The sequence below is a fragment of the Limnohabitans sp. genome (genome assembly GCF_034680285.1).
In the GTDB taxonomy this organism is placed as follows: domain Bacteria; phylum Pseudomonadota; class Gammaproteobacteria; order Burkholderiales; family Burkholderiaceae_C; genus Limnohabitans_A.
Map to the genome: position 1 here is coordinate 109,772 of NZ_JAXITC010000006.1, position 20,602 is coordinate 130,373.

Genomic DNA, 20,602 nt, shown 5'->3' on the forward strand with positions numbered 1-20,602 from the left:
AATATATGAAATCGCGTAATCTTGTTGTTGCCAGAAGTGGTGAAAAATCATTGCACATGAATTGGCTTAAAGGAGCCGAACCTGATTTCGACTTGATCGTGACCTTTTACGGCAATGAGATCCCTCAGAGTTGGGGAGAAACCGAAAAATTTTACGAGATCATTCCAATCAAAGGATCAAAATGGAAAGGCTTGCATCAGTATTTAACCAGCACTGGCGCCTGGAAAGAATATGATTACATCTTACTACCAGATGACGACTTGCTATGCAGTGCTCAAGAATTGAATGCTGTTTTCAATACAGCCAGATTGATGAACACAGACCTGTGCCAACCAGCACTCGATAGAAACAGTTACTTTTCTCATGCCATCACCTTGAAGCATGCAAGCTTTAATTACAGGTACACCAATTTTGTTGAATTGATGATCCCCTGTCTATCACGCCGCATGTTGGAAGCGACTTTAGACCTCTTCACTGTAACTGAATCTGGATGGGGAATGGACAATTACTGGTGGGAAATTATTCAGAAAAATGGATTTTCAATTCCAGTCATTATTGATGACATCACGGTCACACATACACGGCCGGTGGGTTCTGCTAACAATGGCACTAGCGGTGGGGGACTTTCTCCACGCGACGAATTAAAACTCTTCAGTGAAAAATTTTCGTTCACACCAATGCCCCTTACGAATTTAGGAGGAAAGCCGCGTCATTATGAAAAGTATATTGTGCCAGCAGATAAAAATATAGATTTTGAGATGCTACTAATCAAAGATATTATTTTAATGTCGGGCCAAGTCAATACAGCAACTCAGGTCAACTACATCATGCAACAGCAAAACATGTTCCAAAAAATGAGGCAAATTGCCAAACCGGCATGAAACAAGCCCCTGGGATTTCATGTCCCAGGGGCTTTATAAATTATGTTGAATTCACATTAATATTATTTAATTCAAATTAACAGTATCCATCGGGATTTTTTGATTGCCAATTCCAAGTATCCAAACACATTTTTTCAACACCATATTGAGCACTCCAATTGAGTAAATCTTTGGCTAAACTGGTATCTGCATAACAATTCGCAACATCTCCAGCCCTTCGCGCTACAAACCTGCGGGGAATCGGTTGGCCATTCACACGCTCAAATGTTTCGACCAACTCCTTAACACTGACACCGTGACCAGTACCCAGATTAACAGTCAAGCTTTTCTGCTTTTCTTCAAGATATTTAAGTGCTGCCACGTGACCTTTGGCCAAATCAACCACGTGAATGTAGTCACGAACCCCTGTACCATCGGGCGTGGGGTAATCATTCCCGAAAATATTCAAAATATCACGTTGGCCTGTCGCAACTTGGGCAATAAAGGGCATCAAATTATTAGGTATACCGGATGGGTTCTCACCGATCAAACCGCTCGCATGTGCACCGACTGGATTAAAATAGCGCAGAATAGCAAAATGCCATCTCGGATCTGCCATCTGCAAATCACGAAGGATTGTTTCACACATTAATTTAGTGCTGCCATAAGGATTGGTCACCTGAAGAGAGCTGCATTCTTTGATTGGAACGGTACTTGGGTCACCGTATACAGTCGCTGAAGAGCTGAACACAATACGTCTCACATTCGCACGGTCCATCGCCTGGAGCAGTGACAGTGTAGTTCCAATGTTGTTTTGATAATATGTGACTGGTCGAGAAACTGATTCACCTACCGCTTTGAGACCAGCAAAATGAATCACTCCGTCAATTATGTGGCTTAAGAAAATCTCATCAAGAACACTTTCATCACGCACATCGGCTTTTACGAAAGTCGGTTTCTTACCGCATATCTTTTCAATTCGATCAAAAACTCGAACATCACTGTTGATGAAATTATCAATAACAATGACATCTACTCCGGAATTCATAAGTTCAACAATGGTATGAGATCCAATATACCCCGCACCACCCGTCACAAGTATTTTATCAGCCATGATTAATTATCCGATTAAAAACATGAAAAATAATTAAATTTTATCCGCATCCAAATAAAAAATAATATCCATAAAAGATGATTTTAAAATAAAAATTTAATGAGCCAATCATCTTGAAAATAAAACATGAAAATTCACAAATAGATATATGTTAAGACAATGATACAGTAAATTAAATAATTAAATTAGCCTCTTCAAATTTTCCAGAAATCTCCTGATCACTCAATCCCGAATGCCAGATGGCACCGAGCATGAAATTTGCGCGCCTGTCCCATCGGTCCGACAAAATTTTATTAATAATATCCAAATGCTGCGCCTCCACCTCGGATTTAATCAACGTAAAAAATTCCATTATATATTTCTTAAAGATTTCAACATGTGTCACAGGGATATTATCGAGACACCACAAACTTATACGCATAAAGGAAATACATATAGCCGAAAATTCCAATTTATTTAATTTACAACCACACACAATAGGCATGACAGCATACATATTTTTAAAAATATCAAACCGCTTGAGTGATTTATTCGATGTTATTGATCCATTTCCATGAAAATCATATAGAAAAACAGGCTTTTTCGATAACATTATTTTTCGCGTAGAAAGTAGTGCATGTGTAGTGAATTGCACATCCTCAAATAGAACCCCTTCACCAAATTTAATATCTGCAGCGATAATAAATTTACGATTGAATAATTTATTGCAAACAGAGGGTTGCAACAGATACTTTGCGAAACTAAACACTTCGGGGGATGACTTTGACATCATTTTGATGATGTGTGTATCCCAAAAATCACTGATCTCGGTTGAATCAACCAAAGCATAACTTTCAGAGCACGCAATATCGTAACCACCAGATTCTGCCTCTGATGCCAAGTTCAGCAAGTTATCAATAAAAAAAACATCGTCAGAGTCGCAAAAGATAACATACTCACCCACCGCTGCTTTTAAACCTTTATTTCGTGCAGCACCAAGGCCTGAATTTTCTTGAGAAATTATTTTAATATTCGCAAAATTTTTGTAAATCTCAATTAGCCTCTTTGTTGAATCAGTACTACCGTCATCAATAATAATTATTTCATAATTAATTTTAGATGATGTAATCAATGATCCCAACGTTCTCAATACAGTTTTTTCCGCATTGAAAGCGCACAAAATACATGACAGAATGACAGTGTTGTTCATGCTTTTTATACAATTAAATCATTATTTAAAAGAAACCATGTTCATTCACAAGTCCAGAAGCACTATCACCTTTAGAAATTCCAATTAAAATAGATTTTTCATTAGAAAGTCGACTTCTTGCTTCCTTAATGATTTTTTCCTCGAGCATTCTTGGTATAACGATGACGCCTTCGGCATCACCATAGATGAGATCACCTGGTTGAACCCTCACACCCTCTACCTCAATGGCTTTGTTGTAATGGTCTACGGTGGCTCGACCTCGAACATCTTGGCACGTATACCCCTTCGAAAAAACAGCCATCCCTAACCTGCTCACTTCCGGAGAATCTCTTGTCTTTCCATCAATAACGACCGCAGATGCACCTGACCTAATCGCAAGATTTGCATTTAACTCACCGAAGTAAGCATAGTCTGGCACGTCATTTTTTATAACGATGACATCGTTTGGAATAATTGTTTCATATGTTTTGAGCGCACTGTAAATTCCGGACATATCCTCCCCCTTCGCCAAGGGCCTCAGTTTCAATGTTTTAGCTCGACCCAGAAATTTAGCACCATTGATGTTAGGGGTTAAATTCTTTATCACTTGATTAGGCATACCCAGATCATCCATAATATCCGAGAGCAATGGACTACTGAAAATATTTCTGATGTTATTAAATAATTTACGCTCTGATTCTCGTCGACCTGCTGCTATCAAATTTGCCAAGTCAAAATCTTCGGGATAGTTGACATCAACAGATTCCAAGGCTGAAGCATAGAGCAGTCCTGGGTTTTCCCCAATTCGACGACCATGCAATAATGCGGCCTCTCGTCGCATCATGTAAAGCCCCATTGTCTCAAAAATTGTATCTTCCAAATCAATACTATTTGGAATATTTTTCATATCATAAATAGGTTTTCCGTTCTTCCATAAATATGTTTTTTCTTTACGCACCATAACAACAGAGTCATAGGGTATTTTTTGCTCGTTATGTTCCTCGAGCATGTTAATGCCCGCTCGAATCGTTTCAAGCTCAATAAAAGGGCTTGTACATAATATCTGTATGTAGATATCCGCCTCTACATAATTAACTTCATTTAAAAATATTTTATTGCCATCTGCTGAATTTTTGGCCAAAGATGGATCTCTACGCAAAAAAGAACAGCCCAACTCGGAAGCCATCTCAATCATCTCTTCACTGTCCGTATCCAAAAAAACCTCATCTATGAAATCGCATTTCATAAGTTTTTCTAAAGTATGAAGGAAAAGCGGTTTACCATCGAGCAACTTCATATTTTTAGAGTGGATTCTATCGCTGGCACCTTTTGCAGGTAAAAAAGCAACTATTTTCATATTATTTACCATTTAATCTATTATATACAAAATAATCATTACCATCTTTAACAACAAGAGAATTTACACCCATCTCTTTCATTACCCGGTCTGCATTGACACATGAATCATCTGCATCGATCATTTTGGGATTTATTGACATGATGTTCTCTGCGATGAGTGACTCCATATCGGTAAATTTAAATTGCTGCATGTGTCGTCGCACATCTCCGTCTGTGATCACACCCACTTCTCCATTTTCACGTTTAACAACAAGCAGGCCATTTCCTTTTGCGATTTCAATGATGACCTCTCTAAATCCAGCAGTTTCATTGATAAAGATTGCTTTTTTCAAGTAATCTTTGACTTTGGTGAGAAGCAATTTCCCTAATGCTCCACCGGGGTGCAATCGCGCAAAATCTTCTATTTTAAAATTTCGCGCTTTCATGAGTGCAATTGAAAGCGCATCGCCCATGACCAATGCAGCTGTAGTTGATGATGTCGGAACCCGAGATTCCGCACAGGCTTCTTCTGAAACATAGGTAATTAATTTTATGTTTGAATTCACCGCCAAGGTGGAGCTCTCAACACCCGTGATTGCAATAACCGGTACTTTCATTATTTTTGCATAAGCAACAACTTGTAGAAGTTCATCTGTTTCTCCAGAATACGAAATTCCGATTATTAAATCATCTTTCCCAATTCTTCCCAGGTCACCATGCAAAGCTTCACTGGGGTGCAGTGAAATGCTTTTTGTACCTGTGCTGGCGAGAGTTGCAGAAATCTTATGCCCGATATGTCCTGACTTACCCAGTCCACAAACGATGACTGTTCCAGTGCATTTCAAAATGGCTTCTACGGCCCTTTGAAAATTACCATCTAGAGCTGCACTTATTTTTTCAAGCGCACGAATTTCAACTTCAAAAACGCTTTTACCTATTGCTTGAAAATCATTCATATCTCACACTCTTTATTTAAAATATCACCACTTGAGTTTAATATCAAATCACCCGCAAATGCTTTTAAAAATAATTTCTCCCAATCTGAGCCATATTTTAATTCAAAGCATTTTTCCATTTCGGAACCAGCCGCCTGCCAATACGATTTAGTTGACTCATCTGCTCGTCCAGATGCATGTGTCGAATTTGTCAACCACTCCACTGGTAACGACCTATCAACATAACAATTAATTTCAGTTAAATTGGCCATGAATTGCAATTCCCGATCAATTCCCCAGCCTCTTTTTAATTTCAAATTAAAATATGCGGCAGAATATCTTCTACACACTTCGAGTAGTTTTCTGCTGACCATCATGACGATGGGTTGGTACCTGTAGACTTTGGCCAATCCGCCCCCTTGAGGAGCAAACATTTGATCTGGTGCATTGGATGGCGTCAGCCCCCCGAACAGTCCGGCACTGATAAACCCATAATTTTCAGCATGAGTGATTAAGTGTTTTTCAAATTTTTCTTTATAATTAATTTCATCAAGCAGGCGACCACTTGTTGTAATTAATAAATAGTTTTGATCATCGAAAAAATCTAAAAGATAGGTCAACGCCATATATGCTTGACCCGTGAATCGAATGTTATATGGCAATTTAAAGTTTGTCTGATCCGGCATGGGGAACTTATCTGATCCATTATCGACCAGCAATACATCTTCTTTTGCAAATCCATCGCGTACAAGTTTTTCAAACAATACGGCCGAACTCTCCGGCATGTTGTAGTTAAAAATAATGGGTCTTATCATTGTTTTACTTTTACGCTGTAATTAATTGACTCGTTCCAACTGTCCACTGTTGTCTCCACAAATCACCCGAGAGGCGGACAATGCAATTTGGTACGGGTTAAAAAGGCTTTCCTGAGACTCTGCTTTGAAATTCGAGGTGCGCATGTCCGTGTCCGTTCGTCCAGGGACAATGCAGTTCACGCGAATGCCGTCTTCGGCCCACTCCTCACTCAAGCCTTGTGTCAAATTGACAATGGCCGCTTTGGTGGCCGAGTAAACGGCAGATCCTGCACGTCCTCTTGTGTATGACGAGGAAGCAAAGAACAGCAATGAGCCTTGGGTTTGTTCCAGCCAAACATGGGCTTGACGGGCCACATTCAGGGCACCAATCAAATTGATGTTGATCTGCTCTGCCGCGTCGGCGGCGGTTTGTTCGTGCAACTTGCCGTTTTTGAGAAGACCTGCGGCATTCACCACCACGTCGATGCCGCCAAATTCATCGGCAGCACTTCGCAAAGCGCGTTGAACGTCTATCTCACGGGTGATGTCGCAACCACTTTCGCGTGAACAAACCGAGACCTGTGCGCCACCGCCCAAAAGGATGTCAGCCATGGCTTTACCAATGCCGCGGGTGCCCCCAAAAATGACCACACGCTTGCCGCGCAGGTTCACGCCGGGTTTGTCCACATTCGAGGTTTGAGACCGCAGGCGGAACATTTCGTCGGCCAAAATCAAATCAATGGGGTATGTGACTTTGATGTTTTCTTCGCTGCCTTTGACGATGCGCACGCGCGCATCGGGGTTGCAGGCCAAAAAGATGCCGCAGTCGTCGGTGAATTGCTCGAGCTTTTGCTCGCCCAATGTTCGGTAGCAAGAGACCAAGTCTTTGTAGCGGAAGGCTTGTGGCGTTTGGCCGCGCAACAGGTGTTTGCGTTTAGGAATGCTTTCAATGAACCCATCCCGCTCAGCAATGATGGTGTCAGCCGTGGGGATGGCCACATCCACCGCCTCGTATTCTTCCAGCGCTTCCATCACGTCCGACAATGTTCGGCCATCCAAAAACGGTCTGGCGCCATCGTGGATCACGATGTTGTGAGGCGCGTCATCGGCCAAGGCTTTAAGACCTTTGAGGGTTGAAGCTTGGCGGCTGACACCGCCTGCGATCACCTGCACCAAAGGGTCGTGCTGGAACATGCGCGCCACTTTGTCCACATCGGCAAATGGCGCAGTGACCACAATCCGAACCAGCGGGAGGTGCTGTCGCAACGCGCCCAAACTGTGTTCCAAAATGGTTTTGCCCGCGATGCGTACAAACTGTTTGGGTTGGTCTCCCGCCATGCGGCTGCCTGAGCCGCCCGCCAGCAAAATGCAAGCTACATCTTTACGCATGGCAAACATCCTGGGTGGCCGCCACGGGCTTCAAATGCGCAGCTTCGATTTTGGTCATCAATTCCTCTGGCATAGCGCCAGGCATTTGTTGGTACACACGCATCAAAGACAAGATTTTTTCAATTTTCAAATTCTTCTTGGTCAGGCAGGCCGACAACATCGACATGCGGGCTGTGATCATGTAAGACAAGTTGCCTTTGTCCATGGTGGATGGAGACTCGAGGTGCGACAAATACGACGCATCCGGCACGCGCCAGTTGCCATAGTTTTCTGTCAAATTCAGCTCGGCATTGGCTGGCGCTTGCATCTTGACGCCCAAAAACTCAATTTCTTGCAGCTCAAAAGGGGTGAAGGCAAAGGTCTGCCGGTAGCCAAAGAAGAAATCAACACCCGTGACCCAGTGGCTGCCCTGCGGGTGGTACACAAACACATCGATCCACATGCCCGTATCGTTGTGTTTGATGGCAATGTAATAAGTGTCTTTGCCCTTCAGGTATTGTGTAGATACAGTGAACAGCCCGGTTTCTTGCAAGGCCATGCAAAGCTCGTATTGGTTCTCCCAGCCCACAATGCCGACATCAATGTCTTTGTCATGTGCCAAGAGCTGCCCTTCGCGCACATAACCCAACAAGGTGCCCGATACCAAAAACACGGGCGTGCCCTTCTCGTTGGCCATACGGGTTAAATCGCTCAAGGCTCGGGCGGCCTTATTCACATCAAAACTCTTTTCTGCCTTAGCGCCATCATGGCGAACGCCAGCGCCTTGCAATGCATCAGCGGAAAACGCTTCCGACGGATTTTGGCTCGCGATCAGCAGTTCAATGGCGCGGTCAAGCCGAGCAATGGATGCCAGTGATTCGCCTTGTTTGCACAAGCAGCGGGCCAAATCTATTTGAAAGGCCAGAGTATTGTTTTGAGGATCCAGGGCCGTCAGTTGATCGATGGCCTTTCCATAGTCGCCATCGGTTTCGAGCGCACTGGAAGCGAGTTGTACCAAGGCTTTGTAGACATTGGGCACTTTGGCACGGCGAGCCGCATCCGCGCACAGCAAATAGAGTCGGGCCAGAATTTGGTAGTCCACATCCACCTGAGCTTGCCCAGACTCTTCCACATACAGAGGGTGACGGCGCGAAAGGCTTTTGGCCAATTGCAGCCAAATTTGGGTTTCTGCGGGCTGTTTGCCCAAATGCCGCAGCAACTCGAGTGCTGAAGTCCAGTCTTTGTGGTCCAGCAGCAACTCTAGAGCGTCTTGCCAAGCCTGTGGGTTACCCTTGATCTTTTTGCCAGATAGAACAGCAGCAGTCAGCGGTTGATGTTGAACCAATGACTCCAAGGCAATCCGAATAACATTTTGACGTGACAAACTGTCCAGCGGCGCCTCAAGTTGTTCGCGCAAAATAGATTGGTAACAAGCCAACCAGTGCTTTGCACGAACAACGTCAACACCATTTTGTTCTGCCAAAGTGCACAAAAGCAGCGTGATCGGCTTTTTACCCAACGCCCTTGTGATGGCGATGGTGTCTTGCGACAAGAGCTGTTCCAGATTAACGCCACCAAAGGCATCCTCCAGTGCCGACTGATCACCCTTCATCAGGGCGGCATTGATCGATGCCAGCGCTCGATGCATGTCCAAAGTTAATTTCATCTGACACTCCGTCCGGAATTTAGTGGCCGTTGTAGGATTTTTGACAGATCAAGCAATGTCTGTGCCAAATAAGAAATTCCTGCTCTCATTATTTTTTGAAAATTTCTCTCAAGTTCTTGGATTTGGTGACGAATCAAAGAATGACAGATTCCAGCTAGCGGACAGGAGGCCCTATGACCGTCGTCAATTCCAATATCTCAGCCGTGGTGGCGCAGCGCGCCATGGCAATGAACCAACGCGACCTCACCACGGCCATGACCCGACTTTCCACAGGAAAACGCGTCAACGGTTCCTCAGACGATGCGGCAGGTATAGCCATTGGCAACAAGATGGGTGCCCGGATTTCCAGCCTTAACATGGCGGTCCGCAATGCGAATGAGGGTATTTCTATGTTGCAAACTGCCGACGGTGCAGCTGGCACGCTCAGCGACATGTTGTTCCGAATGAAGGAGTTGGCCATCCAATCCAGCAACGACACGAACTCCAGTTCAGACCGCAGCGCGCTCCAAACAGAGATTACAGCCTTGCAAGGTCAGATTACGAATATTCTCGACAACACCGAATGGAACGGCATGAAAGCCCTCAAGGGTGAGGCGGGCGATTCAGGAACGGTGTCTTTTCATGTTGGCGCATCATCGGCTGACTCTTTCACGTTGGATATGACAAGCATTGACACTGGTTCTTTGGCCGATGCGCAAACTTTGGCATCGATCAACCTTGGCACCCGTTCGGGTGCCACGAATGCGCTCTCCACCATTGAAGATGCGCTGACTGAAATTGACCAAGCTAGAAGCTTGTGGGGCGCCACAGCCAACCGGCTGGTTTATGCCGCTGACAACGCGACCAATGTCTCGATGAACACCAGTGCAAGCCGAAGCCGGATCATGGATGCTGACTATGCCCAGACGACGGCAGATTTGGCCCGGGCCATGATCTTGGACCAAGCAGGAGCAGCCATGCTGACTCAAGCCAACCAACGGCCCATGTACGTGCTGGCACTGCTCCGGTAAAAAACCAACGTCAAGAGCAAGGTGTGGGCACACCTATTGCTTTGTACTTTTGAAGCATTTCATCGGCAAACCCTTGCCGATCAGCTTTCAGGAGTCTTCTCATGCTGCTTGCCGCCCCCTCTTTTTTCGCTCAGCCCTCGCATTCGGCTTTGCTCAGCTTGGCTACACAGGAGCTAAGCCCGACAAAAATCCGGCAATCGATTGCCGACCTGGTGGGACAAAACCACATGGAAGAGGCGGAAACCTTGTCTTCCGAAGCCCTCAAACGCTTTCCCAAAAGCGAAGACATCTTGGTCATCCGGGCATTGGTCTGCCAGATCCGTCAAGATTGGCCGGCCGCAAGCCACGCTTTAGAAAAATTGATCGATTTGCAAAGTCATGCGACACCTGCCAACACTTGGGCGCAATGGGTGCGCGTTTTACGATGCAACGGAGAGAACGATCGCGCCATGACGGCAGCTGCCCAAGGCTTGGCCAACCACCCCAATGATCCAGCTTTACAGGAAGCCTTTTTGGCGCTGCAGCAAGTGGGTGTTCAACCTGCACTCAAAGTCGCTTGAGTTAAGAACCCAAGAAACGATTCGAACTGACCACTGAAACACTGCAGCGGCCATATACAAACGGCCCCACCTCGACAGGTGGGGCCGTTTTGTTTGGTGGGCCCAAGCGGCAAAACTTTGCCAAGCGGCAATCGGCCACACAACAAGCAGGCGAATTTCCGTCAAATTTAGGGCCATAGCAGCCATTGAGCGGTTTTAAATCGAGGGATTTCCCGTCAAGCATATGGCAAAACCCACGATTTACGCCACAAAAAAGCTGGCACAGCCTTTGCTTAAGAGGTTGCTACATCGGTTTTGAACTGTCAAACCCGAAAATTTTTGACACATCCATTGGGAGTCCATGATGTCCATGCTGTTAAGCGACATGTTGTCGCAATCCGATACGGGTCAATATTTGACTCAGCGGCAAGTCTCTAAGTTCACAGCTGCAGAGATTCGTCAGACCATTTCCAGCCTGGTCAGTGGTGGCCACATGGATTTGGCCGATGCATTGTCTGCAGCGGGGCTCAGCCTCTACCCAGACAGTGAAGACATCTTGGCCATCAGTGCTTTGTTGTCAGAAATCAAACTGGACTGGAAATCGGCCGAAGAACTGTTGTCGCATTTGATGACAGTTCAAGCCGATGCGGTCAAACCCTTGACTTGGTTGCACCTGATCCGCGTGATCCGATGCCAAAGTGAATTCAGCAGGGCCCTGCTCAAAGCGAAACAAGCCGTGGCCACCTACCCCAACGAACGCGCTTTGCAAGACGAATTTTTATCCCTTCAAAAACTCGTCTCTGCCGAGACACCCGATTTGGCGACCACGCTTTTGCATTGACGCCTACCAGAGTCTGTCCTGTCCAAAAACTTTTCAAACCCATTTCTTAAAGAGTACAAATCATGACCGTTATCAACACCAACATCAATTCACTCATCAGCCAAAACGCTTTGACACGGAACAACCGTGCCTTGTCGAGCAGCATGGAGCAGCTGTCGACTGGCAAGCGCATCAACAGCGCGGCCGATGACGCAGCCGGCTTGGCGATCAGCAACAAAATGACCGCACAAATCCGCGGTCTGAACCAAGCGGTTCGAAACGCAAACGATGGCATTTCGCTCTTGCAAACGGCCGAAGGTGCCACCACTGAGATCACCAACATGCTTCAGCGCATGCGCGAGCTGGCCGTCCAGGCCGCCAACGACACTTACACAGCCGGTGACCGTTCTGCTTTGTATGCAGAAGTAACCGAACTGCAAAACGAGATTTCGCGAATTGGCAACAACACCGAATGGAACGGCATGAAGCTGTTCATCGCAAAAAGCGCTGGCACTTCTGGCGGCATCGGAAGCGGTGGCAACGTTCGTTTGCAATTGGGTGTGGATGGCACAGAGACAGACCGCATCGCCGTTCAGCTCAATGAGATCACCACCACCACTTTGGGTGTGAGCGCTATTTCCTTGGCTACCGCGGCATCTGCTTCATCTGCCTTGGAGTCATTGGATGCAGCCATCAGCATGATCGACAATGATCGCGCGAAGTTTGGTGCCACCATCAACCGTTTAACGTATGCCGTGGACAACCTGACCAACGTGTCGCAAAACGCCAGCGCATCGCGCAGCCGTATTCTCGACACCGATTACGCCAAAGCTTCGGCCGAGTTGGCACGCACGCAGATCATCCAGCAGGCGGCAACGGCGATCCTGGCCCAGGCCAACCAAAGCCAGCAATCTGTTTTGAAGCTTCTGGGCTGATGAGCCGCATTGAGACTTCCTCGATGAAAACTGTCACACCTTGCCCCATCAGCCATGTCTGATCTGGGCAAGGGACAGGAGCCGGCCACCCGTGGCCCCAATTGCTGGCAATGCCGGCATTTTGCGATCACCCACATCCCCTCTTCGCCTTATGCTTGCCGCAGCATGGGCTTTCAGTCACGCCTGATTCCGTCCCTGGAAGTGCTGCGAGTCGACGGGCAATTTTGCCGCCTGTTTTCGCCCAAAGAAATCGTCGCCAAAGCTTGATTTTGGGCTGTCAATCTTTCGTCAAGCCCCTGTCAATTTCCCCATACCAATAAAAATATCAAAGTATTCATTTTGATGTTTTTTGGGTTTCTAGAAATACAAATTTAAGCTGGCACAAGGGTTGCTTAGTTAGTCTCATCTGAACATGAGACCAACACCGTGAAGTCACAACACTCGACCAACCCCCTGGCCCTTTGGCTGGACCCCGAAGCCGCCCTGAGCCCCGAGCACAGCCAAGCGCTGCAGGTCAGTGGCTGGGCGGTGATGCCCGTCAACACCCTCGACAACTTGCTCGCCCATGCTGCCGAAGCCGCCATGGTGGTGTTGCACCTCACGGCCGACGTCACCCGGCTCAAAGCGGTTCAACAACTTTTGCAAGACGCTGGCCTGAGCACCCCCGTGGTGTGCCGAGTCGATCGCCAAGAATTGGACCTGGCTGTGGAAGCCACGCAAGCTGGCGCACTCACGGTGCTGGCCGCTCAAGATGTTCGCCAAGCCTCTTGGCTGCGCTTGCACAACCAGCTCAACCCAACGGCCACCCGCTTGTCACCCCAGCCTGTGCGCAACGTGGTGTTTGTCGACCCGGCCAGCCAACACCTTTTGGCTTTGGCCCAAAAAGTGGCCCAAGCCGATGTGACGGCCCTGCTGGTCGGCCCCACGGGCTCGGGTAAAGAAGTGTTGGCCCGTGTGCTGCATGAGTCTTCAGGCCGCGCACAAGGCCCGTTTGTGGCCCTGAACTGCGCGGCCATGCCAGAAAACCTGATCGAAGACATGTTGTTTGGTCACGAAAAGGGCGCTTTCACAGGCGCACACCGTGAGCAAAAAGGTTTGTTCGAGCAAGCCCAAGGCGGCACCTTGTTCTTGGACGAGATTGGCGAGATGCCCATGCACCTGCAAAGCAAGCTGCTGCGCGTGTTGCAAGAGCGCCAGCTCACCCGCCTGGGTGGCCAGACCATCATCCAGTTGAACGTGCGCATTGTGGCGGCCACCAACAAAGACCTGAAAAAAGCCATTGTCGAGCGCGAATTCCGCGAAGACCTGTACTACCGCATTGCCACTTTCCGCATGCGTTTGCTGCCCCTGGCCGAGCGCCCTGGTGACATCATTCCCTTGGCCATGCAATGCTTGTTGCAACATGACAAAAAGCCTTGGCAGTTGTTGCCACAGGCCCAAGCGCAGTTGCTGCAATACCCATGGCCTGGCAACGTGCGCGAACTCGAAAACGTGATGCGCCGCGCCATGGTGCTGTGCGCTGACCATGTGGTCACCCCCGCACACCTGATGTTTGACGATTGGTTGACAGCATCGGCCATGGCCGCAGCACCCGCCCTGCCGGTCTCCAACATCGTGAGCACGCAGCCGGAGATGTCAGAGATGACCAGCCCCATGCCCCGTGCCATGCCTGAAGAAATGCCCCAGGCGACCGACTTGAACAGCGCGGCCCGCATGAACGAACACCAAGTGATCATGGCCACCTTGGCCAACACCCCCAGCAAAACAGAAGCCGCCAAGGTTCTGGGCATCAGCCCACGGACCTTGCGCTACAAACTCGCGCAGCTGCGTGAGCACGGCTTGGGCATGGCCAGCGCGGCCTGCTGAAGGAGACACGCATGATCGACAAAGCCATTTCCCCTGCCAGCATTCAGTCGATGCTGCAAACCCTGCGCAGCCACCAAAGCGAAGCGGCTGGAAAATCCATGGGCATGCCCGGTGCCACCGAGTTGGGCGGCGCCCAAAACGGCGCCACAGGCGGCGTGCAGAAAACAGGTTTTTCTGACCTGGTCTCGGGCGCCCTCGGGCAAGTGAACGATCTGCAAGTCCAGTCGTCTGACATGCGTGCAGCTTTTGACCGTGGCGAAAACATGGCGCTGACCGACGTGGTGCTGGGCATGCAGAAATCTTCATTGGCCTTTGAAGCCACCTTGCAAGTTCGCAACAAGGTGCTCAAGGCTTACGAAGACATCCTGAACATGCCAGTCTGACCCTAAAAAACTGAAGAAGAAACAACATGGCTGCAGCAATCGCAACAATGAACACCGGGGTGATGACAACCCCCCAAGGGTCTGACAACTTACCCGCCACCACCGCTGGCGGCAGCAGTTTGGCCACCGTCCCTGGTGCGCCCGACAAGGACGGGAAAACCGCCAGCACGGGTCTGAGCCCTTGGAGCACCAAGGGCATGGCAGATTCGTTCTCCAAAGTTGTCAACGAGCCGTCGGTTCGCAAAGTGTTGCCTTTGATCATCATGCTGGTCGTTGTGGTGGTTTTTGGCTTGATTTATTCATGGATGAACGTGGTGCCTTACCGCCCCGTCATGCCCGGTCTGCAAGAAGCTGACCAACAAAAAGCTTTTGAGTCGCTCAAGACCGCCGACTTCAGCCCCAAGATTGACCCGGCCACTGGCCAGCTGACCGTGCCCAGCACCCGCTTTCACGAAGCGCGCATCTTTTTGGCTTCGCAAGGTTTGCCCAAAGCGGGCGCCACGGGCTTGGATGGCCTGAAAGAACAGTCGTCCATGACCACCAGCCAGTTCATGGAGCAGGTCAAGGTCAATGCGGCGATGGAACAAGAGCTGGCCCGAAGCATCATGCAAATTGGCAGCGTACAAAGCGCCCGTGTGCACCTGGCCACACCCAAGCAAAGCGTGTTTGTACGTGACCGCACGCCGCCCAAAGCTTCTGTGGTGTTGGCGCCCTACCCTGGCCGCGCCGTGTCTGCCTCGCAAGTGCAAGCCATTGTTCACCTGGTGTCGTCCAGCGTGCCTTACTTGTCGCCTGACCATGTCACGGTGGTCGACAACGTGGGCAAACTCATGACCGAGTCGGCCACCGAGCAAAAGCTGGGTTTGACTTCAGCACAAGAGCAGCACAAGCAGCAGCTCGAAGAGGTGTACCGCAACCGCATCATGCAAATTTTGGCGCCCATGGTGGGAGAAGCCAACGTGCGTTCGCAGGTGAACTTGTCGCTGGATTTCACACAGATTGAAAGCACAACAGAAGATTTTGATAACCGCGACAAAGGTCCCCGTACTCGTTCGGAAGTATTGGCCGAAGACCGCGCCGCCTCCAAATCGGCCGAAGGTGTGCCAGGCTCATTGTCGAACACAGCCCCAGTAGCCCCTACCACGACAGACGCCACAGGAGCAGATGCCAACAAAGGCCAAGGCGAATCGGGCAGCAAACTCAGCAGCCGATCCACCCGCAACTTTGAGCTGGACCGCACGGTGCGCCATGTGCGCAACGCCACAGGTGGTGTGATGAAGATCAGCGTGGCCGTGGTGGTGAATGAGCGCCCAGCGCCACCTCCCGCCAAAGACGCCCCCGTGGTGCCCAACGCCCCCACAACAGTGGCTTACACCCCACAAGAGTTGGAGCAAATGCTGCAAGTGGTGCGTGGTGTGGTGGGTTTTGACCAACAGCGCGGCGACAACGTGTCTGTGGTGCCTGCCAAGTTCGAAGCGCCAGCCAGCCTGGAAACCATTCCTTGGTACCTGGAAGACATTGTGCAAACCGGCATCAAGAGCTCTTTGCTTGCCGTCAGCTTCATTGTGTTCATGTTCATCGTGATTCGCCCCATCATGCGCAACATCTATGCAGACCGTGTGGCAGAGGCCGAACAAGCCAAGGCAGCTCTCAGCGATGGCGAGTTGAGCGAAGACGACATGCGCATGATCCAGATTGGCGAAGGCGACAGCTTGCAAGAGATCAAAGCCAAGCTCAAGCCCAAGAAGTCGAGCATTTCCATGGACATGCTGGACACTGCCAACACCTACGACGACAAAGTGGCGCTCATCCGCATGCTGGTGGCCGAAGACTCAGGCCGTGTGGCCAACGTGCTCAAGGGCATGATCAAGGTCAATTGAGCTTAAAACAGGAACAAAGATCATGGCGACCCAGAAACCAGATGACAAAGCAGCAGGCGCTCCTGCAGCCCCGGCGGCCAATGCCCCGATACCGATGACCGATGAGCTGGCCAAGGAATTGGCCGAACTCACCGGGACGCAACGTGCGGCCGTTCTGATGCTCTTGTTGGGCGAACAGCAAGCCTCCGAGATCATCCGCTTCATGAACCCGAAAGAAGTCCAATCTTTGGGCGCGGCGATGGTGTCGGTGTCGGATTTGTCACAAGAAGCGGTGAACATCGTTTTGGACGAATTCGTCACCCTGCTGAAAAAGCAAACCAGCTTGGGCTTGGGTACGGGCGACTATGTCGAAAAAGTCCTCAAACGTGCGCTGGGCGACGACAAGGCGGCATCGGTGCTCAGCCGCATCATGCCGGGCCAAGGCAGCAAGGGCTTGGAGATTTTGAAGTGGATGGACGCACGCTCGATTGCCGAGATGATCCGCGGCGAACACCCCCAGGTGGTGGCCATCATTTTGTCGGTTTTGGATTACACCGTGGCGGCTGACGTGTTGAACTTTTTGCCAGCCGATTCGCGCCCAGAAATCATCCAGCGGATTGCCAGCCTGGAGACGGTGCAACCGTCGGCCATGGAGGAGTTGGAACAGATCATGATGAAGCAGTTCGCCTCGAACTCTTCCTCCAAATCGTCGAGCTTCGGCGGCATCAAGGCGGCAGCGCAAATCATGAACTCGGTGAAAGTCGAGTTGGAGTCGTCCATCATGGCGGGCTTGTCGCAGATCGACGGCGACCTGATGCAACGCATTCAGGACAATATGTTCACCTTCGAAAACCTGGTGAGCGTCGACAACCGAGGCATCCAGGCCATCATGCGCACGGCCGAGCCAGACCTCTTGATGGTGGCTCTGAAAGGTGCACCCGACTTCGTCAAGGACAAGTTCCTCGACAACATGTCGGCCCGTGCCCGCGTCATGTTTGTGGACGACATGGAGAGCAAGGGTCCGTTGCGCATCACCGAAGTGGAAGAAGCACAGAAGAACGTCATGCGTTTGGCACGCAAGCTGTCCGATGCGGGCGAGCTGGTGTTGGCTGGAGGCGGCGATGGCTTTGTCTGACCTGCACGAAGAACCTGCGGTCTGGAGCATCAACCCCTTGCTCAACAGCAAGGTCCAAGCGCCAAGGTTCTTGCGCACCCAATGGGACGAGGCCTCTGCCCGCTCATTTGGTCCTTGGCGTGTGGCCGAAAAAATCGAGCCCACCGAGGGTTTGACACAGGAGATGATCAGCACGGAGGCTGAGACCTCAGACCAACCCGCCGACGCAGAGGCGTCAGGGATCGAGGCCGACGCGGGCACAGCTGAAACAGAATCTCAGTGGAGTGAAACCGCCCTGGACGCCTTGCGTGAAGAGTCCTACCAACGCGGCCTGCTTGAAGGTGAAGCCAAGGTGCGCGAAGAATTCGAGGCCGAGCGCAGCAAAGTGCGCGAACTGGTGAGGCACCTGGGCATCGAGTTGCGCAGCATCAGCCAAGACCCACAGCGGTTTTTTGAGCCCCTCAAACGCTTGTCTTTGCATCTGGCAGAGCAACTGGTGCGGGCGGAGTTGCAGCTCTCAGGGCAAGCCATTCACAACCTGGTCCAAGCCTGCATCCAGCAGCTGGACCATGCTGTGGAACCTGTTCATGTGAGCGTGAACCCAGAAGACTTGCAGCGCTTGAAAGACATGGGCAAGTCGGTCACCGACCACATGCAGCTCGAAGCCGACACGATGCTGCGCCCCGGCAGTGTGCGGGTGCGGGTGCAAGACACCGTGGTGCAAGACCTGATTGAAAACCGCCTGGAGCCCTTGGCCAGGCGATTGCTGGCCCAGCCAGAAGCTTGGATGCAGCAATCCTCACTGGTCAAAGACCGTGCCGAGGCCATGCCCGCCGACACCCCCAGCCGCGACTGGAGCCGTCAGGTTGTTGACGTCGAAGACGTCGAGGACTCCGAGATCAAAACGGCATCGCCGTCAAACCCGCCTTCAAACTCACCTTCAGACCCTGCGCCCCCAACGTTAGACGACACCCATGATGAACTTTGACGCAGAAGTCAGCCAACTGATTGGCGATCTGCACGCCCCCGAACCCCAACGGAATGGCACCTTGGTCCGCCTGGTGGGCATGCGTTTGGAAACGCGTGGCCTCATGGCGCCACTGGGCGCTTGCTGCGAAGTCGTGGGCCAGTTTGGTCACCGGGTCGAGGCCGAAGTCGTCGGTTTCAACGACGACACGCTGTACCTATTGCCCTTCACCGAACCCCAAGGCATTGGACCGGGGGCCAAAGTGTCGGTGATCAGCCACACCTCACAAGTGGCTTTGGGCCCTGAACTGCTCGGACGCGTTTTGGACGGCCGAGGTCAGCCCCTGGACGGCCGCCCTGCCCCGGTCTGCACCGATGTGCTCAGCCTGCAAGGCCGCCCCATCAACCCGATGGAGCGTGGCCCGATCCGTGAAATTTTGGACGTGGGCGTCAAAGCCATCAACGGCATGTTGACCATCGGCCGCGGTCAGCGCTTGGGCCTGGTGGCGGGCTCGGGTGTTGGCAAAAGCGTGTTGCTGGGCATGATGACCCGCTTCACCGAAGCCGACGTGGTGGTCATTGGCCTGATTGGCGAACGTGGCCGCGAGGTGCAAGCGTTCATTGAAGAATCATTGGGGCCTGTGGGTCTGGCCAAGTCGGTCTTGATTGCCGCCCCGGCCAACGAGTCGCCCGTGTTGCGCCTAAAAGCCACGCACATGACGCACGTCATTGCCGAGTATTTCCGCGATCAGGGCAAGAACGTCTTGATGCTGGTGGACAGCCTGACCCGCGTAGCGCATGCGCAACGCGAGATTGGTCTGGCCGTCGGCGAGCCACCCACCGCCAAGGGCTACCCGCCTTCGGTGTTTGCGCTGCTGCCCAACTTGATCGAACGCGCAGGCGTGGGCCGGCACGGCGTGGGCTCGATTACCGCCATTTACACCGTGCTGGCCGAGGGCGACGACGCCAACGACCCGATTGTGGACATCGCCCGCGCCTCGCTCGACGGCCAAGTCATGCTCTCGCGCAAACTGGCCGATGCCGCGCACTACCCCGCCATTGATTTGAACGGTTCCATCTCTCGGGTGATGCAAAACCTGCTTTCGCCCGAAGACCAAAAGCTGGCCAACCGGTTCCGGCGCCTGTGGTCGCTGTACCAACAAAACCAAGACCTGATCCAGGTGGGTGCCTATGAAGCGGGCAGCAACCCCGACCTGGACCAAGCCATCCGTTTGCGCACGTCGATGGAACATTTTTTGCAACAAGACATGCACACAGGCCAGGACGTCGCGGCCACGCGCCACGATGTCCAAACCCTGATGTCGGTCTGACCCCACGAAGGCCCTCCCCATGAGACAAGCTCGAAACTGCTGGCCCGTCTTGGTCCGTAAAGCCCAAGATGCGGTCAACGAAGCCCAGGCAGAGATTGCCCAAGCCCTCGCCCGCGTAGAACAACTGCAAGCCAGTCACGCCCGCTTGTGCACGCTTTATGACGAATATCGCCTGCAGGAAAACCAGAGCACGGCTCCGGTCATGGGCATGCAAGCGAGCATGAACCACCGACAGTTCATGGCACAACTGCTCACTTTGCAGCAACGTGTGGTGCTGGACTTGAGCAAAGCCCAAGCCACTTTGAGTCAAATGCGCAAAAAAAGAGTGCTGGCTGAAGTTGAGTTGCACAAAATGCAATCGTTGGAAGAGCAGGACGCCAAAGCGGTGGCCAAGGATGTTTTGCGCTACGAGCAAAGGCAAATGGACGAGTTGGGTGTGCGCCAATTCAACTTGAGTCCCCAGATTTAAGACCACTGCAAGGTTTCTGCTCGATCAAGCTTGTACACAAGCAAAAACCGCATTATTAAGAACCTAT

At 50.8% G+C, this 20,602-nt stretch carries 20 protein-coding genes; 13 read left to right on the forward strand and 7 right to left on the reverse strand.

Features of this window, described 5'->3' with window-relative positions; all coding sequences use genetic code 11:
* The first annotated feature begins 5 nt into the window (after nucleotides 1-5).
* Nucleotides 6-881: a hypothetical protein gene (locus SWE17_RS07030; protein ID WP_322992394.1), complete on the forward strand. Its 876-nt coding sequence runs from the start codon at nucleotides 6-8 to the stop codon at nucleotides 879-881.
* Between the two features lie 76 nt (nucleotides 882-957).
* Here SWE17_RS07030 and galE read toward each other — a convergent pair whose 3' ends face one another.
* The 7 genes from galE to SWE17_RS07065 form a co-directional block, all read right to left on the reverse strand.
* Nucleotides 958-1,974, reverse strand: coding sequence for a UDP-glucose 4-epimerase GalE (gene galE / locus SWE17_RS07035; RefSeq protein WP_322992395.1), 1,017 nt, complete (start codon nucleotides 1,972-1,974; stop codon nucleotides 958-960).
* A gap of 172 nt (nucleotides 1,975-2,146) precedes the next feature.
* Complete coding sequence (locus SWE17_RS07040) at nucleotides 2,147-3,163, reverse strand: glycosyltransferase family 2 protein (protein WP_322992396.1); 1,017 nt, start codon at nucleotides 3,161-3,163, stop codon at nucleotides 2,147-2,149.
* A 25-nt stretch (nucleotides 3,164-3,188) separates the two neighbouring features.
* Entirely contained in the window at nucleotides 3,189-4,499 is a 1,311-nt protein-coding gene (locus tag SWE17_RS07045) for a cytidylyltransferase domain-containing protein (protein ID WP_322992397.1), read from the reverse strand.
* 1 nt (nucleotide 4,500) lies between these two features.
* Complete coding sequence (locus SWE17_RS07050) at nucleotides 4,501-5,436, reverse strand: KpsF/GutQ family sugar-phosphate isomerase (RefSeq protein WP_322992398.1); 936 nt, start codon at nucleotides 5,434-5,436, stop codon at nucleotides 4,501-4,503.
* Nucleotides 5,433-6,200: a hypothetical protein gene (locus SWE17_RS07055; protein ID WP_322992399.1), complete on the reverse strand. Its 768-nt coding sequence runs from the start codon at nucleotides 6,198-6,200 to the stop codon at nucleotides 5,433-5,435. Before SWE17_RS07055 ends, SWE17_RS07050 begins: the two co-directional genes overlap by 4 nt.
* A gap of 51 nt (nucleotides 6,201-6,251) precedes the next feature.
* Nucleotides 6,252-7,598 carry a 2-C-methyl-D-erythritol 4-phosphate cytidylyltransferase gene (ispD, locus tag SWE17_RS07060; protein ID WP_322992400.1) on the reverse strand — a complete coding sequence of 449 codons (1,347 nt, stop codon included), beginning with the start codon at nucleotides 7,596-7,598 and terminating at the stop codon, nucleotides 6,252-6,254.
* Entirely contained in the window at nucleotides 7,591-9,243 is a 1,653-nt protein-coding gene (locus SWE17_RS07065; protein ID WP_322992401.1) for a tetratricopeptide repeat protein, read from the reverse strand. Before SWE17_RS07065 ends, ispD begins: the two co-directional genes overlap by 8 nt.
* A gap of 173 nt (nucleotides 9,244-9,416) precedes the next feature.
* Between SWE17_RS07065 and SWE17_RS07070 the strand changes: the two genes are divergently transcribed.
* The 12 genes from SWE17_RS07070 (at nucleotide 9,417) to SWE17_RS07125 (ending at nucleotide 20,535) form a co-directional block, all read left to right on the forward strand.
* On the forward strand, nucleotides 9,417-10,253 hold the full coding sequence (locus SWE17_RS07070; protein ID WP_322992402.1) for a flagellin: 837 nt from the start codon (nucleotides 9,417-9,419) through the stop codon (nucleotides 10,251-10,253).
* A gap of 101 nt (nucleotides 10,254-10,354) precedes the next feature.
* Nucleotides 10,355-10,813 carry a tetratricopeptide repeat protein gene (locus tag SWE17_RS07075; RefSeq protein ID WP_322992403.1) on the forward strand — a complete coding sequence of 153 codons (459 nt, stop codon included), beginning with the start codon at nucleotides 10,355-10,357 and terminating at the stop codon, nucleotides 10,811-10,813.
* Nucleotides 10,814-11,156: 343 nt separating this feature from the next.
* Entirely contained in the window at nucleotides 11,157-11,633 is a 477-nt protein-coding gene (locus SWE17_RS07080; protein ID WP_322992404.1) for a hypothetical protein, read from the forward strand.
* A gap of 62 nt (nucleotides 11,634-11,695) precedes the next feature.
* Nucleotides 11,696-12,547: a flagellin gene (locus SWE17_RS07085; protein ID WP_322992405.1), complete on the forward strand. Its 852-nt coding sequence runs from the start codon at nucleotides 11,696-11,698 to the stop codon at nucleotides 12,545-12,547.
* 54 nt (nucleotides 12,548-12,601) lie between these two features.
* A complete protein-coding gene (locus tag SWE17_RS07090; protein ID WP_322992406.1) occupies nucleotides 12,602-12,814 on the forward strand; it encodes a hypothetical protein in 213 nt (70 codons plus the stop codon).
* A 159-nt stretch (nucleotides 12,815-12,973) separates the two neighbouring features.
* Nucleotides 12,974-14,413 carry a sigma-54 dependent transcriptional regulator gene (locus SWE17_RS07095; protein ID WP_322992407.1) on the forward strand — a complete coding sequence of 480 codons (1,440 nt, stop codon included), beginning with the start codon at nucleotides 12,974-12,976 and terminating at the stop codon, nucleotides 14,411-14,413.
* 11 nt (nucleotides 14,414-14,424) lie between these two features.
* The gene (gene fliE, locus SWE17_RS07100) at nucleotides 14,425-14,796 is read left to right on the forward strand and encodes a flagellar hook-basal body complex protein FliE (RefSeq protein WP_322992408.1); all 372 of its coding nucleotides are present in this window, start codon (nucleotides 14,425-14,427) and stop codon (nucleotides 14,794-14,796) included.
* 62 nt (nucleotides 14,797-14,858) lie between these two features.
* A complete protein-coding gene (fliF, locus tag SWE17_RS07105) occupies nucleotides 14,859-16,676 on the forward strand; it encodes a flagellar basal-body MS-ring/collar protein FliF (RefSeq protein WP_322992409.1) in 1,818 nt (605 codons plus the stop codon).
* A 22-nt stretch (nucleotides 16,677-16,698) separates the two neighbouring features.
* Entirely contained in the window at nucleotides 16,699-17,790 is a 1,092-nt protein-coding gene (fliG, locus tag SWE17_RS07110) for a flagellar motor switch protein FliG (protein WP_322992410.1), read from the forward strand.
* Nucleotides 17,777-18,757 (forward strand): FliH/SctL family protein, encoded by a 981-nt coding sequence (locus tag SWE17_RS07115; protein WP_322992411.1) that lies wholly within the window; start codon nucleotides 17,777-17,779, stop codon nucleotides 18,755-18,757. The genes fliG and SWE17_RS07115 overlap by 14 nt, the downstream gene beginning before the upstream one ends.
* Nucleotides 18,744-20,066, forward strand: a complete 1,323-nt coding sequence (locus SWE17_RS07120) for a FliI/YscN family ATPase (protein WP_322992412.1) — start codon at nucleotides 18,744-18,746, stop codon at nucleotides 20,064-20,066. The genes SWE17_RS07115 and SWE17_RS07120 overlap by 14 nt, the downstream gene beginning before the upstream one ends.
* Before the next feature lie 19 nt (nucleotides 20,067-20,085).
* Complete coding sequence (locus tag SWE17_RS07125) at nucleotides 20,086-20,535, forward strand: flagellar FliJ family protein (protein WP_322992413.1); 450 nt, start codon at nucleotides 20,086-20,088, stop codon at nucleotides 20,533-20,535.
* Nucleotides 20,536-20,602: the final 67 nt, after the last annotated feature.